Annotated in this window: 12 protein-coding genes; 1 reads left to right on the forward strand and 11 read right to left on the reverse strand. The window is 46.1% G+C overall.

Going from position 1 to position 15,214, the window contains the following annotated elements; all coding sequences use genetic code 11:
- Window positions 1–166: 166 nt before the first annotated feature.
- Window positions 167–490: an ArsR/SmtB family transcription factor gene (locus tag NLBNIHML_RS13100; RefSeq protein ID WP_339237907.1), complete on the reverse strand. Its 324-nt coding sequence runs from the start codon at window positions 488–490 to the stop codon at window positions 167–169.
- A 205-nt stretch (window positions 491–695) separates the two neighbouring features.
- On the opposite strand from NLBNIHML_RS13100, the gene NLBNIHML_RS13105 reads away from it, so the two are divergent.
- The gene (locus NLBNIHML_RS13105; protein ID WP_494354510.1) at window positions 696–2,063 is read left to right on the forward strand and encodes an MFS transporter; all 1,368 of its coding nucleotides are present in this window, start codon (window positions 696–698) and stop codon (window positions 2,061–2,063) included.
- Window positions 2,064–2,144: 81 nt separating this feature from the next.
- On the opposite strand, the gene NLBNIHML_RS13110 is transcribed toward NLBNIHML_RS13105, so the two are convergent.
- From NLBNIHML_RS13110 to NLBNIHML_RS13155, 10 genes are all read right to left on the reverse strand, one after another.
- Window positions 2,145–3,167, reverse strand: coding sequence for a BtrH N-terminal domain-containing protein (locus NLBNIHML_RS13110; RefSeq protein WP_472476269.1), 1,023 nt, complete (start codon window positions 3,165–3,167; stop codon window positions 2,145–2,147).
- Entirely contained in the window at window positions 3,164–3,727 is a 564-nt protein-coding gene (locus NLBNIHML_RS13115) for a beta-sandwich domain-containing protein (RefSeq protein WP_472476267.1), read from the reverse strand. Before NLBNIHML_RS13115 ends, NLBNIHML_RS13110 begins: the two co-directional genes overlap by 4 nt.
- A gap of 33 nt (window positions 3,728–3,760) precedes the next feature.
- The gene (locus tag NLBNIHML_RS13120; protein ID WP_472476265.1) at window positions 3,761–5,527 is read right to left on the reverse strand and encodes an ABC transporter ATP-binding protein; all 1,767 of its coding nucleotides are present in this window, start codon (window positions 5,525–5,527) and stop codon (window positions 3,761–3,763) included.
- The gene (locus NLBNIHML_RS13125) at window positions 5,524–7,269 is read right to left on the reverse strand and encodes an ABC transporter ATP-binding protein (RefSeq protein WP_472476263.1); all 1,746 of its coding nucleotides are present in this window, start codon (window positions 7,267–7,269) and stop codon (window positions 5,524–5,526) included. Before NLBNIHML_RS13125 ends, NLBNIHML_RS13120 begins: the two co-directional genes overlap by 4 nt.
- 11 nt (window positions 7,270–7,280) lie before the next feature.
- A complete protein-coding gene (locus tag NLBNIHML_RS13130) occupies window positions 7,281–7,748 on the reverse strand; it encodes a hypothetical protein (RefSeq protein ID WP_494354511.1) in 468 nt (155 codons plus the stop codon).
- The gene (locus NLBNIHML_RS13135) at window positions 7,735–8,004 is read right to left on the reverse strand and encodes an acyl carrier protein (protein WP_494354512.1); all 270 of its coding nucleotides are present in this window, start codon (window positions 8,002–8,004) and stop codon (window positions 7,735–7,737) included. The genes NLBNIHML_RS13130 and NLBNIHML_RS13135 overlap by 14 nt, the downstream gene beginning before the upstream one ends.
- Window positions 8,005–11,661, reverse strand: a complete 3,657-nt coding sequence (locus tag NLBNIHML_RS13140) for an amino acid adenylation domain-containing protein (protein ID WP_494354513.1) — start codon at window positions 11,659–11,661, stop codon at window positions 8,005–8,007.
- Window positions 11,662–11,743: 82 nt separating this feature from the next.
- Window positions 11,744–13,003, reverse strand: coding sequence for an ACP S-malonyltransferase (fabD, locus tag NLBNIHML_RS13145; RefSeq protein WP_472476255.1), 1,260 nt, complete (start codon window positions 13,001–13,003; stop codon window positions 11,744–11,746).
- A 31-nt stretch (window positions 13,004–13,034) separates the two neighbouring features.
- Window positions 13,035–14,060: an HAD-IIIC family phosphatase gene (locus tag NLBNIHML_RS13150; RefSeq protein ID WP_472476253.1), complete on the reverse strand. Its 1,026-nt coding sequence runs from the start codon at window positions 14,058–14,060 to the stop codon at window positions 13,035–13,037.
- Window positions 14,057–15,214: an acyl-CoA dehydrogenase family protein gene (locus NLBNIHML_RS13155; RefSeq protein ID WP_494354706.1), complete on the reverse strand. Its 1,158-nt coding sequence runs from the start codon at window positions 15,212–15,214 to the stop codon at window positions 14,057–14,059. The genes NLBNIHML_RS13150 and NLBNIHML_RS13155 overlap by 4 nt, the downstream gene beginning before the upstream one ends.

Consider the following 15,214-nt stretch of genomic DNA (forward strand, 5'->3'; position numbering starts at 1 on the left):
TTAAAGGTTGTTCAAAAAGTCCCCAATTGATCACGAAGTAGCCCAAGAAGCGAACTCGACATCGAATCTTGCGTTCACCTTCTCGGTGCTGAATCGTTTACTTTTTGAACATCCCGTATTAGAAAATAAAAAATGTCCCCTCTTCGACCTGAAGAAAGGACAACATTTAGGAAAGATCTGTGCTCGACTGAGCTGCGGCCTGCAATAATGGTTGCAGGAGTCCTGGAAAGCGCATTTCCAAATCATCGGACCGCAGGGTGAGAAAATGCTGGGTGCCTTGCACTCTGACCCGAATAACCCCGGCTTCCCGCAGAGTTCGAATGTGGTGTGACATCGTTGACTTCACAACAGGTGCATGAAAATGGCTGCACGGCTGCTCCCCGCTTCTGGCTGCTTCCGCAACAATCCCAAGGCGAGTCGGGTCACTCAGCGCATACAGTACGGAGGAAAGTTCAATATCTGACACCTGTGGATGATGTAAAATTTTCATACGGTAGTCTCCTTTTTTCAGACTATGCATTGTATTCTAACACAGATCCATGATATATTTCTAATGTTCGACACCAATCGAACTTTAATGATTTCGTTATGTAACCCCTGCTGTTAGGCACGGGATTGACATCATACTACATTTTGCAAATGTTACACACCGTTTCTGAAATGTTGCGAAATACACATCACTTTAGGAGGTTTTTATGAACAACACCGCAACCGCATCATCAGGGGAACGGACCGGAATACAGGAAGGATTAATTGTAGGCTTGCTTGGCTTCACCGTTGTACTCGTTGTTATGAATACAATGATGTTTAATCTGGCGCTGCCCAAAATTGCAGCCGAATTCATGCTTACTTCCGTCGCTTCCTCATGGATTGTTACAGGGTATTCCATTGTATTTGCCATCTCCTCGATTACGTTCTCACGTCTATCGGATTTCATACCCATTCGTACATTATTCACAACCGGGCTTACGTTACTTGGTGCAGCATCCGTTCTCGGGTTCTTCAGTAATCATTTCATCATTTTGCTCATTGCACGTCTGATTCAAGCTGCGGGTGCTGCTTCTGTTCCGGGTCTCGCCATTGTACTGATTACACGATACATTCCCAATGATCGCCGGGGTAAATCGATGGCTGTCATCATGTCCGCCAGTTCACTGGGGCTTGGACTTGGTCCCGTCATTGGGGGAAGTATTACTCAATTTCTGGGATGGCATGATCTGTTTATCGTTACGGGACTAACGTTATTCTTGATTCCTGTATTTTTTAAACTGCTTCCTCGGGAAACCCCGCAAAAAGGTTCATTCGACCTGCTGGGTGCCGTGCTTCTTGCGATCGGTACTACCGGTGTATTGTTATTCCTGACTTCACGTCAGTGGTTCACGCTTGTTATCGGTGTAGCGGCACTGCTTCTGTTCTGGCTCCGAATTCGGCGCGCGGCAGATCCATTTGTTCAGCCTGCTTTGTTCAAAAACAAAAAATATATGATGCTCAGCTCGCTGGGGATTGTATCGTATATCAATAACTTCTCAACGCTGTTCCTGCTGCCGCAAATTTTGGCGCATCTATATGGACTGACCCCTGCTCAATCCGGACTTGTCATCTTCCCGGGCGCAGTCGTGTCCATGCTGCTGTCCAACCGGATCGGCCGAATGATTGACCGACACGGCAATACGTTGCTGCTGAAGTTTGCACCATGGTTGCTACTGGCCGCAGCCGGATTGTTCGCCTTATTTGCAGACAATAACATCTACGCCATTATGGCTGTGTATGTCCTGCTCAGCGTTGGTTTCTCATCCCTGACCACCAGCGTGTCCAATGAATTGTCTGGTAACCTGACCATGGATCAGGTGGGCGCAGGTATGGGACTGTTCCAACTCAGTCAGTTCTTCAGCGGTGCTTTCAGCGTTGCAGTTACTGGTGTAGCATTAACAGCTATGCAGAACTTGCCACTCTCCTCGGCGTACACCAATATTTTCTGGGGTATGACCGTAGTAGCACTGGCATCCGTTATTTTCTCTCAGGTGTATCTTAGAATGCAGTCACGGATAAAGGCAGCTGCCTAATATGATACAAGTCATAAAAAAGACCCGTAAAGCGATATTCGCTTCACGGGTCTTTTTGCGTAAAATATACTGACTGACATCCTAACTCGCAACAAAATGTTTGACCATGTCATGAGCCTCTTGTTCTACACCTATAATTTCTCCGATTTTACCCAGAACCCGATTTAACATCTTATGACGACTATCCATATCCAGGTACTGACTCTTCAATGTCATATTAGCAGCAAGATTCCATCGTTGCGCAGCATATTCGTACGTTTCCACCAGTTGATCAATATCAGGATTAAACGGTATTCCTTCTCTTAGGAAATGGCCATACAAATATCTGTTATTACTTATGCTCGCCAAGTCGCCATACATATTGTCCAGGTATTCCTCGGTCAATGCGGATGAATCTTTCATATGCTGACGTGTAGAGTCTATATACCTTTCAATGGCAGGCAGGCCTACTTGCGGATTAACCAGTTCGTACCACTCAACCTGCTTGATCAGCTGCTCCGATTTCCCATCCATGATTTCATGATTTTGATGAAGCATGTTATAGAACTCTCTTTCTTTCACCTGTTGGACAGCATTTCCAACATCCAATGTAGCATAACGATAACGCGTGCCCTCACGAATTAAAGGCGTCTGACCTAGATCAAGCGCTTCAAATAACGTCTGTTCATCCATATTGCCTTTCAAATGATAAAAATCATCGATAAACTCAAACTGCCCGTCTGCATAGTCGGACAAGACAATGCAATGCGACGAATGAAGTAATTGATAGAGTGAATTATACTGCATGTAAAATACATCAACCCATACAATAACTGCTTCTTTTTGCTGAAGTAACGTCATGATTTCCTTTATTACCTCGGTCTGTTCATTTTTTCTGACGATGTTCAGATCAATATGATGAATGCGTTGAAACTCATTTTCAACAGTCATATACGTAGGGACAAGTTTCGGGGTGCCTCTCTCCGGGTCTTCATGGTACATCATTCCGCATTGCTTCCATACCGCCAGGAAATTCGTGATTTCTTTATAGTTGAGAATGCTACTTACACATAGGGTAAAACAATCTTCACCTTCTGTATGTGCTTCTCTTGGCTGAATATTCATATATTCCACTCCTTCCCTAGGGTTAGTGCAAAAATATGCATGCATGGATTGTCTGGCATTAGAATCTTATCAAATGAAATGGGTTCTTCCAGCGTAATCTGCTGAAACCAAATAATAGGCTGTTTGGATGTCAGCAAGGTCCCCTTTTGTGTACACGTCCCACTACACTGAAACATAATCTCTTCATTATAATGTGGAGTCGTCGCGGTCCAGTTGGTCAGATCCAATGATGCTCTCCCCATTCGCTCTCCAGCTCGTTCAAAACTAATGAATTCATGGTATGAACCATTATCTGCCGCACCCAGAATATATAATGTCGAATATAGATCCAATGGTACTGGAATCCGCTGGCTATCCAGTTCTATATTATTAAATGCCTGTCTGGGTAGAGGAAAATGAAACGGAATATCCTGCCATTGGACGTTCTCCTGATCAGGGAGTTCATCACCCGGGTATGAGGAACCAAAGGTCGTGAAATTCCCAATCTGGTTTGTAGCAAGATAGCTAAACCCATTGTTGTTATAGTGCTCTTCCAAAGGTAGTGGACAATAGATGGTCATGTCATTAACCTCCTATAAATCATTCTTTTCACTTTAGGTGGCCGTTGTCCCGATTCCTTGCCTCTGATCCCTGAACAACGTGTCATACACCTCATGCCGCCCAGCCAGTTCAAGATGAGTGCCCGTAGCAACAATCTCTCCCTGATCGAGCACAATCACTTGCTTGGCATCCTGAATAGCTGAATAACGATGCGCGATCACAAGCACCGTTATATCCTGTGCGATCCTGCGGATCACCTCATTTATTTTGCGTTCCGAGTCATTATCCAGTGCAGATGTGGCTTCATCCAGAATAAGCAGTCGGGGTCTTGTTAACAGCACCCTGGCAAGCGCCAACCGTTGCTTCTGGCCTCCGGACAGCTTAATACTTGACTCACCCAGAACCGTATTATACTTGTCAGGCAATTCTTCAATGAAATCATCCAGCAAAGCCATGCGGCAAACCTCTCGTATCTCTTCTTCTGTAGCCCGTGGCTGTACGAGTCTGAGATTATCCAGGATGGACATACTGAACAAGGCATTCTCCTGCATAACCACCCCAATATGTTGATAAAGGTATTCTGATCCCAAGTCACCAATGGGCTGTCCGTCAACGAGAATAGCCCCTTGCTGTGTCTCATTCTGCCCTAGAATAAGTTTGATTAACGTGCTCTTACCCGAACCACTTCTGCCTACGATCGCTGTGTAATCACCAGGCTGGATGTTCAGATTAATCTCATGCAAGACATCACTTTGATTCTCCTGATAACGAAAGGAGACATTCTTGAATTCGAGATGCCCTTGGAACTCTGGCTGTAGTCCGAGCTTTCTCTGTGACACAACGGGAAGTTCCAGCAATTCAACGATCCGTTCAATGGAAGGTGTCACATCATGAAGTTGAACATTGGAGGCATTAATTTCATTAATGTTGTTAATCATCTGTTGATAATATGTCAGAAAAACAAGCAGTCCCCCGATTGTTAATTCTCCCTGAAAAATGAGCAGCCCGCCGATAAAATAAAGATTCATCTTATTAATAAAGTCATCCTGAAAGGTGTAGTACAGCTCATTGGCATACGTATATGCCAGATGTCGGAATTTGATTTTGCCAAAACGTTTCCAATATCCAACAAACTTGATGGATTCCTTGCGTTGCATATTCAGTGCCTTGATTTCCTTCCAGTGTCTGAAGCTGTTCGATATCCATGTCTCATATTCTCCGGTAGTCTGACGGAATTCGGAGACCAGTACTTTGGCCCTTTTTCCCAATCGGGAACTGATGACAAAGGAAATGGGAAGCATAACAAAACCCAGCAAAGCCATCTTCCAATTCAGCGATAACAGAATAACCACATACGCCCCTACGCTGATCCATTTGAACGTATAATCAATCAGATGCAAAAAGATAAAGTCTTTGACCAGTGTGACGTCTCCGTCCAGTCTATTCTTCAGATCTCCTGCACTATAGCGCTCATATAGAGTCGGTTTCATTCGCACTAATCTTTTCCACATATTCAGCTGTAAGTCGAGCTTGGTCCGACCTAATAACCGGTTACTGAACAGCGTTTGTAAACCCAGAGCGGTTGTCTCCAACGCAAATAAGCCCAGGTATCCGGCAAGGATATAGGGCAACATGTTAAGCTCCCGTCCAACCATGACATGATCAATGAGCAGCTTGTACAGATAAGGGATCATGAGCGCAATAGCAGTCAAGGCCAATTTCAGCGTACCTAGAATGAAGATTTGACGGTTCGCATTTTTGATAAACGGCTTAATCTGTTTAAAGAGTGCATACCGGGAAGTCGAGGGTGTCTTCGTCACGACATCAGTCCCTCCTTCCGGATGAAGTCTTCTGCAAATAACTCACGGTAGTGCTCACTATTCTCCAGCAGATATCCATGTGTGCCTGTAGCCACAATGCGTCCCTGATGTACAACGGCAACCCGATCAGCATTCAGGATGGAGGATAAGCGATGGGCGATGACAATCGAAGCCCGATCCTTGCTTAATTGCTGCCAGGAATGCTGGACTGCTTGTTCAGCTTCATAGTCCAAAGCGGAAGTGGCTTCGTCGAATATAATCAATTTGGGTTGCTTCAGAAAAATGCGGGCAATAGACAGACGTTGCTTTTGTCCACCGGAGAACTCCATTCCCCCTGCCCCAATGACGGTGTCCAGACCCTGAGGAAGAGAACGAATAAAGTCCCCAATATAGGCCTGATCACATGCCTCCAGCAATTGATCATCGTTCGCATGGGCGCTACCAAGCATCAGATTGTAACGGATGGTTTCATGGAACAGAATGGCTTCCTGCTGCACAATGCCTACTCTCTTGCGCAGTCGAGAGAGAGAATATTCATCGATATGCCTTCCGCCAATTCGAATCTGTCCCTCCTCCGGGGCATAGAAACCGAGCAGCATGTTCACAATCGTTGTTTTGCCAGACCCGCTCTTTCCTACAAGCGCAACAGATTCATGAGCACCAATTTCCAAGGTGAGACCGTCAAGCACATAGGGACCCTGCTCCTCATACCGAAACCTCACTTGCTCGAGTGACGTTTCCCCATCCTCCATATCAACTTCCGATTGACCACCGCTTCTTTCCGTCTCTTCATCCAGTAGATCAAAGACTTTGCGGGACTGGACCGTCAGCTTGGGCAGATTCACAACTGCCTCGTATATCATCATCATCGATTGATTATTCTTGGTCAGATACGACATAATGGCAACAAAGGCTCCTGCCGTAAGCTGGCCTTGAACAATAAGCACACCAGCAATCGCGTAGATACATAGATCCGACAACAAAAAAATAAATGCATTAGAGCGGGTCGACATCCATTTCATGACTTCTGTCTGATTATCCAGACGAATAACGTCTGCGCTCTGTCCCGTGAACAGTGTGGTGACCCGTCTGCCACTACCCAACAAACGAATATCCCTCATGCCTTGCAGCATCTCCAGCATCCAGCTGACAAATTGACCATATTTCCCACGCAAAATGGTCTGCTGCTTGGTCATCTTACGATTAAAATACTGGGATACCCAGACCGAAACCGGAACCAGCACCATCATGGCCAAGGCTATATACGGATTGAGATAAAATAAAAAAACAAATGAAACCAGCAATTTCGTGAACGGAGCAGCCATCTGAAAAATAATCAACTCTATTAACTGCATGACAGAATCCGTATCTCTTGTTAGACGTGTGACCAGATCACCGGTCTGGGCTTTTTGAAAATAAGATGCTTTAAAATGAAGAATGCGATCAAATAAACTTTTTCGAATATCAAACAGAAATTTAACATTCAGATAAATCCAGATGGATTTAATGATCCAACTTAGAGCCCTTACACCTACATACAAAGCAATATAAGTCAAAATAACATAGCCGAAGAAATGAAGATTACGGTGATAGAATACTTCGTCGATCAAGATGGCAAAAATAAGCGGTCCAATCAGATCCACCACCACCATGATTAGCTCGCAGAACAACATGGTAACCAAGCTGATTCGGTAGGGTTTGGCGAATGTACGGATTCGTTTGCTCAGTGAAATATTCTCCATGCCATCCTCCTCTAGGATATCCAGCTCTCAAGTACGGTCTGGCTCTGGGATTGTACCTCGGTAACAATCGGGAACTCTGTTGTATGGGATAACTTCATCCGCTCCGCCAGCTCCTCATTCCATACACCTTCAGCTGTAATGCGAGTGGTCGCTGATGCGGGATCTTGGTTAACCTCAAGGATCTGGGCAGCGTAACGTTTACCTTGTTCCTCTGTATACCAGATCAAGGCGTCGCCCTTCTGAAACCCCTTAATAGGCTGTTCTGTAAATTCAGCTATAATGTGTACTTTGACATCCTCCCCTTGCTGAGATTCAGACACTGCAGTTGCCGTTTCACTGCGCAGGTAGGAGGTCGTATGGAATTGCATGGCTAACGTCACTAATGCGGTCACAGTTAAACCAATAATGACAAGTGCAGCCACGGGTAATTGAATAGAAAGCCTGAACCAGATCTGTCCTATTCGTTTAGTCCGGCTCATGTTCCGAATCTCCTTCAATGAGGCTGACCAGGTAATCCCTGAAATCGCCAATCGTATCCGTTTGCACATATGCCAATCGGTCATCGTCTATTTCAATGTTGAATGCTTTCTCCATCTCCACCACAATTTTAATGTAATCGAGTGAATTCGTACCAAGTTCCCCCCAGGCTTGATGCATCTGAATATCCGTTCCATACTCCATAACCTTGTCGATGACCTGTATTATTTGAGTCTCCAATGTCATGATTTCACTCATTCAGATCCTCCCCATCATGTGAGATTTAACCAACTCATCGTAATACTCCCGTTCAAGCACACTTATATTTCTGTATATCTCAGGGAGTTTATGAAACGATGTTGGCTTATATGAAGAAGTAAGCACATACTTGGCCAGAACTGCTCGAATGTCACTCCACCCCATGACAATACGCTCACGAATATGTGTCAGTCTGGAATCCGCGCCGGTTAGATTGGCACAACGATACACCTCGGCCTTTTTGGCACTGATCAATTTATGAAGCGAAATGACCCAATCCTCCGCTATGGAAGACACCACATGTTGATCCTGAACAACGGCCTCAAACTGCGGCACACTCTCCCTCAGTCTTGCCAGACTCTTCTCCACCCGTTCCTTTTGCTCTTCAATATGATCCACATAGATCTTCCAGTAATCCTCCAACTGTTTCGCACTGGCATCTCTTTGATGTATCACCGGATAATGCTTATTGCAGAACGTATAGAAGGTGTGGTTTTCCATATTAAAATGCTCGATATAGCCATGATAGCTATCCGACAGATCCTGATAACTAACCGTTCGTTCTTCATAAGACAAGTTGTCATGATGCTTATGCTCCATCACGGTAAATGTCTGGTTAATCGGATCAGCACCGTATACAAGCCAGGTATGTGGAATATGCTTTTTGAGATACGTATCATTGCGTATGGATGTGTAATAGACGTCAACCCATACAATAACCGGTCTGGCATCCAGAACCGCTCGACTGACATCCTGTATAATGTCTTCGCTGATTTTCACCATTTCATAGCCAACGCCCAGATCGTCCAGAATGTCTGTATCCTTGCGGCAAGAGACGAAACCATTCACAAGAAACTGTTTCTTCTCAGACCATAGATACTCGTCCACATGATGGATGAAAAACGGTAATATGCTTTTTTTCTGTTGCAATACAATGGGAAATAAAGAGTTATAGAAACATAATTTAAAAAAGACATCGTTAAATGGATGATATCCATCAGAGCTCGCTAACCTGGAATGCTCCATATCCATTGAGGATGACGTCTTGTTTACCTTTACAATGCCAGATACCTGCCCGTGATTTTCACTTGCATATGAATCTCCAAGCTCTGGATTCTCTTCCAGAACCGTTGCAAGCATCCTTATCGTAGGATTGTCGTACAAAATGGAAGGCAGGACCCGAATACCGAGATTCTCCAGTTCAACCTCCATTCGGATTACAAGCAGGGAATGCCCGCCAAGCTGAAAGAAGTCGTCGTCAATACCAATCTGGTCCATTTCCAGTAATGTACACCAGACATTTACCAATTGATGTTGCAGCTCAGTTTCAGGTGGTGCATAATTCATTCCAAAATGTAAAGACTGCTTCTGGTTCAATAACTCTTGTGTGTCGATCTTCCCGTGAATCGTCCGAGGCATATGTGATATTTGAATATATTTTGAAGGCAGCATATACTCGGGCAACAAAGATATCAGATATTGGCGAATATCCATGACATACAGCTCCGTATCGGCCACGATATAAGCGGTGAGCACCTTCTCACCTTCTACTCCGGTTGTCAGTACAACACATTCACCAATTGGACCGTAACGGTTCAGATGTCGCTCTACTTCTGCCAATTCAATCCGATGGCCCCTGACCTTAACCTGCTTGTCCATTCTTCCCAGAAACAACACGCGGCCTTCCGCTGTCCACATGCCTATATCCCCTGTGCGAAACATCCGCTCTCCTTCAACGAAAGGTGACTCGATAAACTTTTGGTCCGTCAATTCCTGCAATCCTATATATCCTCGAGACACCCCGTTGCCTGAAATACATATTTCTCCGGGTACGCCTACGGGCAACATTCGTCCATGACGATCTCCAATGTGTACAAAGTAACCTTGAATAGGGCGCCCCACTGGAATCGGATCAACAGTCTCTGATGACAGCTTCTCGTAGAGTGCACATACCGTCGTCTCGGTGGGGCCGTACGTATTGTATACATTCGTATAGGTGAGCAGATGTCCAATATCCGCCATCTTCAATATATCCCCACCACTGATAATGGTGCGAACACTCGCAAGATTGGGCATCCGGTTAAGTTCCCTCAGGATATGAGGTGTAGTGCTGACTAGGGTGACCTTGTGTCTGTCCAGCAACTGCACCAGTCCGTGGATATCCAGCAGTTGTTCCCGTTGAACCACAACTAGTGTTGCCCCGGCAGTTAATGCTGGGAACACTTCTTCCATATAAGTATCAAAGGTACTTGCCGCTTGTTGAAGCACTCTGTCTGTTGCATTGAGTTGAAACTCGGCCTGAAAAGCGTTCACGTATCCACTCAGATTTCGTTGCTCTACTCCGACCCCTTTGGGCTCACCCGTGGATCCGGATGTATACAGAATGTAGGCCAGTCCATTCATATTGGGTACGATCCTTAAACCACTTCCATCTTCTGCTCTCCATGGGGCGTCATCCAACTTCATCATTGCTATGCCTAAGCCCGAAGACATGGCCAATGTCATCTCCTCCAGAGCCTGATGTACATACCTTTCCAACAATCCCGTAAGTAAAATACGGGCATTCGATGCCATTAAAATATGGCGGACACGCTCAAGGGGATATTCAGGATGAAGAGGGATATAGGTTCCTCCCGCTTTGAACACCGCCAGGATCGTAATGATTAACTCTATGGAACCTGCCATCATAACGGGTACTGAACTTTCCGCAGTTACCCCGGAAGCAATCAGGAGACGGGCAAGCTGATTGGATTGCTCCTCCAGAGAATGATACGAAATCTGGCGTTCCCCCTCTATAACCGCAGTCTGTTCGGGTGCTTTCTTCACTTGTTCAAGAAATTGAGCACAGACAGAATGTGTCTTCGGCAAGGATAAACGTGGACTCCTGTTCCACCGTTCCATGATTTCGTTCTCCTCTTCCAAAGAAAGGATCTGACTCATGGATAGAGGTTGGTCTGGTAGGGCTGTTGTCTGTTCCAGCAATCGTATGTAGTGAGAACACAAACGATCAGGTTGACTGGGTTCAAGGGGGATTGCACCATAACGGAGGGTCATGTAAAGTCGTTGATCTACCCGGTCAAACCCGAGTGAACACTGGGTTCTTTCATCCAGAATAGGCTCCTCATTAATTCCCTTCATATACAAAACCGTCTTCAACGCGCACTCTTCGGGAAGCCGCCCCAGCTTCTCTGCCATCTTATCGTAAGGAAAATGCCAGTACGTTCGGGCTGACATGACTTCAGCCTTGGTATGCAATACCAGTTGTCTGAACGATGCTGTCTCATCTACTTTTCCACGAATTGCGAGCAAGTGGGCACTCCGAAAGTCTTCGACTTGCTCGGGAGTCAAGGGCATACCTAGCAACATATCCGGCTGTCCATAGTAACGATACAACAGGTGTTGAAATCCCGATAAAAGCAATATATACAACGCCAAATTTGATCCCCCACTCATGCGGATCAATCTTGCGGACAGTTCATCTGGAAAGGATAAGTAAAGAACCTGTACGTTAGGTTCCCTTGTCTGGATTGAAGGTTGCTGAATTCTATCAAACAGAGTTCCTATATGAATATCGCCATCTAGTTGTTTCTGCCAATACGCTCGTTCTTCCTTAAATTTATCACTCGACATCATAACATTAAGCAGATGGATATCCATGATCTCACCCCGAATACATAGTAAACCGGCACAACAAGTGTGATCTCACCTGCATGCCGGTTGTTGTTGTACACGTGCTTGGTTATGCCGTAGGAACTTTGTGGTCACTCCACAGATAATACTGTCCCGTCTCGTCCAGGATCTGGTGGAACCAGTCATCTCGCTCTTCCTGCTCTACTTGTTTGGTTTCGAAAATGGTCCCCAGCCATTCCAGGGACAATTTCATCTGCTCCGTAGTGGGTGCCTGATCCGCCGCTTCAAGCTCCTCTTGAAGCTGTTGAATTTGTTTATAGGGCTCAACGACTCCTTTCTGGTATTGCTCCTGATCCCAATTTCGATTAGGTGTAGCTACAGCCGCGGCCATACATTTGGTTACTACCGTTGGTCTGGGTCTGGATACTACGGCCTGATCCAGCAACTCTTTCAGTGCTTTGCGATCCTCCTTCTGTCCGTAGGCAAAAGATTTCATACCGAGCTTATCCAATTCTACCAGTCCACTCAGGACATTTTTGGGTCCGAGTTCAATCGTTAGCGTAACTCCATGCTTCTTAAGATATTGCATCGTCTGTGCCCACTTTACCGGCTGGGACAACTGCCTTTGGAGCAGTCCCGTAATTCGCCCAGCTTCGGTGTACGGAGTGGCGGTTACATTGGATACGACAGGCCACTTGAATGGATGGAAACGATAACCGGCCAGTCCCACCCCAAGCTGTTCGCCGGCAGGCTCCATCAAGCGACTATGAAACGGCGCACTCATCATCAATGGGGTTGTCTGGGCATCTTGATCCAGCAAGATGGATTCCACTTGTTCAATCGAATCCTGATGACCGGAAATGGCGTACTGACTCGAAGCATTGTAACAGGAAATCGCAGACCATGCCGTATCGGTTGACACTTGCTCACAAGCTCTGCGGATCATCTCCTCATCCGCACCATCAATGATGGTCATAGCTCCATCTGCTTCATCTGCGATAAGCTCCGTCAATTCCCCGCGTCGCTTGGTGATCCGCACAGCATCTCCAAATGTCATGGCACCGGAGCACGTTAGCGCTGCGTATTCACCCAGGCTGTGGCCTGCGCAGAATTGCGGGTTGATCCCGATCTCCTCCATGTAGACACGATAGGCAACCACACTCGCTGTCAACAGCGCTGGCTGCATATTGGAAGGTTTGTTCAGATCAAACAGGCTGCCTTCAAAACTCATTTTGGCCAAATCAAAGCCCAGTATATGGTTGGCTTCTTCATACGTTTGTCGCGCAATCTCGTACTGATCATAGAAGTTTTTCATCATCCCTACATATTGAGAACCTTGCCCTGGAAACAGAAATGCTATTTTTTCCATTGATTATACACCTCGCCTCTTAGATTGGGTTTTACGCGATAACTTCCATGGACACATACGCAGGCTGATCCTGAATCATGCTTAGATCGCTCTCAAACAAATAAAAATCTCCGTTCTGCTCAATCTCACGGAATCCGGCAAATTTGTAAGTGATCATCATCGTACGATTGCGATCTGTTGATACAAATTCGGCCTGCAAACGGACATTTGCTTCCTTGGCCATACGCATTACATGATGCAGCAGCAATGTGCCTGCTCCTCTAGACATGACGCGGCAGGACACCAGTAGCAGTTTCAGTGTCCACACTTCGTCATTTAATTCGAGTAGAGCGAGGCCTATTTTTCCGTACGTACCGTACTTGTCTTCCAGTCCGGCTATAAGCAGTTTGTGACGTGGAGAGTACCGGAATTGATCGAGCTCCTCATAAGAATAGGTATAGCCTGTGGCATTCAGTTGATGTGTTCTAACCGTCAGCTCTTCCGCACGTTGCAGATCCCCTTCCTTCACTTCAGAGATCGTGAAGATCATGCCAAGAGAGGCCAGAAATTCATCCTGAGTACCTTCGAATTCCTCCTCCTTCTCATTACGAGCAATATCATTCATGTACATCTTTCTGCGTAAGGCAGAATCCTCAGTAATGAAACGTGGCTTCATCTCTTCCATTTCCGTCAAGTCAAGATAGGCCATCGCATCAATACAGAGTACGTCGGGATGAGTGAATAATACTTCCTCACGTTCGAAAGGCTGATCATCGACAAAGGCTATCGTGTCCATTCCAATATTGATGGACTCCACAATGGTTTTTACCGATCGGGATTTGGCATTCCAATTGATTTGCGGATAGATGAAATATTCACGCAGACCGAATTGCTCCAATTTGGCCATCGCCAGTTCATGATCGTTACGGCTGGCAACCGATTGCAGAATTCCCCGTTCATCCAGCGTACGGATGACCTCCACAATATTTTCTTTCAGCGTGACCTCTTCATCCTCCAGCAAAATTCCGTTCCAGATGGTATGGTCCAGATCCCAGATCACACATTTAATTTTTTTCATGACAGGACAGCCTCCTCTTGTACGGATTCATGAGTACTCGCAGCGTATGAAGCAATAACCATCTCATGCATTTGTGTGGTACCCTCAATAATCTCATTCACACGGGCATCCCGGTAGAAGCGCTCCACCGGATACTCCGCACTGCAACCCTTGGCTCCATGAATCTGTACCGCACGGTGTGCTACCTTGTTAACCATGTCTGCCGCGTAGTACTTAGCCGTCCAGGTTTCCATAATGGAATCCGGATCCATCACTTCTTTCAGATAGCCAGATTGATAACATAAAAGCCGTGCCGCTCTCACATCCACAATAATCTCAGTAAGCATTTTCTGAATTAACTGATTTTCCTGCAGGAGGGCTCCGAACTGACGGCGGCTACCCGCATAACTCAGCGAAGCCTCTAGACAGGCTTGTCCCAGTCCAACACAACCCCAAGCCACGGTGTAGCGACCATAATCCAAACAATGCAAGGACACCATAGAGATACCTGTACCTGGGCTCCCCACCATACGATCGGATTCAACGTAAACCTGCTCCAGATGCAGTTCCGCCAGCATCGAACCTCTAACCCCCAACATCCCGTTAATCGGCTCTATCTTCAATCCCGGGTTGTTCCGTTCCACAAGGAACGCGGTTGGTTTACCCTTCACCTGGGCAAAGACGAGAAATAGGTCAGCAAGCTGACCCATTGTGATCCACTTTTTCTTCCCGTTCAGCAGATATCCTTCGCCATTGGACTCAGCTACGGTCTCGATGCTTTTGGCATCACTACCAACTCCCGGTTCGCTCAGACCAAAGGCTCCAATGATTTCACCCGAGGCCAGACGTGGCAACCAATAGGACCGCATCTCTTCAGAACCAAACTTCTGAATGGCTATGGCAACCATACCGTGAACCGTAAGCAGACTTCGCACGGATGAACATCCTCTTCCGATCTCCTCATTCAGCACTCCAACCGATATTGGATCAAGCCCCATACCCCCATACTCACGAGGAATCATGGAACCCAGATAACCTGAGGATTTCAGCGAATCGATCACCTCTGGATGAAGCCGTTCTTCCCTATCGTGCAAGCCTGCGTACGGAACGATATATTGATCGGTAAATGATGCAGCATCCTGCTTGCATTGGAGCTGCTGTTCGCTCAATTCCAT

The organism is Paenibacillus sp. JNU01 (assembly GCF_059130585.1).

Bases quoted from the DNA above. Each gene is read 5' to 3' on its own strand.
- NLBNIHML_RS13100 (WP_339237907.1), bottom strand. From the start codon at position 490: ATGAAAATTTTACATCATCCACAGGTGTCAGATATTGAACTTTCCTCC.
- NLBNIHML_RS13105 (WP_494354510.1), top strand. From the start codon at position 696: ATGAACAACACCGCAACCGCATCATCAGGGGAACGGACCGGAATACAG.
- NLBNIHML_RS13110 (WP_472476269.1), bottom strand. From the start codon at position 3,167: ATGAATATTCAGCCAAGAGAAGCACATACAGAAGGTGAAGATTGTTTT.
- NLBNIHML_RS13115 (WP_472476267.1), bottom strand. From the start codon at position 3,727: ATGACCATCTATTGTCCACTACCTTTGGAAGAGCACTATAACAACAAT.
- NLBNIHML_RS13125 (WP_472476263.1), bottom strand. From the start codon at position 7,269: ATGGAGAATATTTCACTGAGCAAACGAATCCGTACATTCGCCAAACCC.
- NLBNIHML_RS13130 (WP_494354511.1), bottom strand. From the start codon at position 7,748: ATGAGCCGGACTAAACGAATAGGACAGATCTGGTTCAGGCTTTCTATT.
- NLBNIHML_RS13135 (WP_494354512.1), bottom strand. From the start codon at position 8,004: ATGAGTGAAATCATGACATTGGAGACTCAAATAATACAGGTCATCGAC.
- NLBNIHML_RS13140 (WP_494354513.1), bottom strand. From the start codon at position 11,661: ATGGATATCCATCTGCTTAATGTTATGATGTCGAGTGATAAATTTAAG.
- fabD (WP_472476255.1), bottom strand. From the start codon at position 13,003: ATGGAAAAAATAGCATTTCTGTTTCCAGGGCAAGGTTCTCAATATGTA.
- NLBNIHML_RS13150 (WP_472476253.1), bottom strand. From the start codon at position 14,060: ATGAAAAAAATTAAATGTGTGATCTGGGATCTGGACCATACCATCTGG.
- NLBNIHML_RS13155 (WP_494354706.1), bottom strand. From the start codon at position 15,214: ATGGAATTGAGCGAACAGCAGCTCCAATGCAAGCAGGATGCTGCATCA.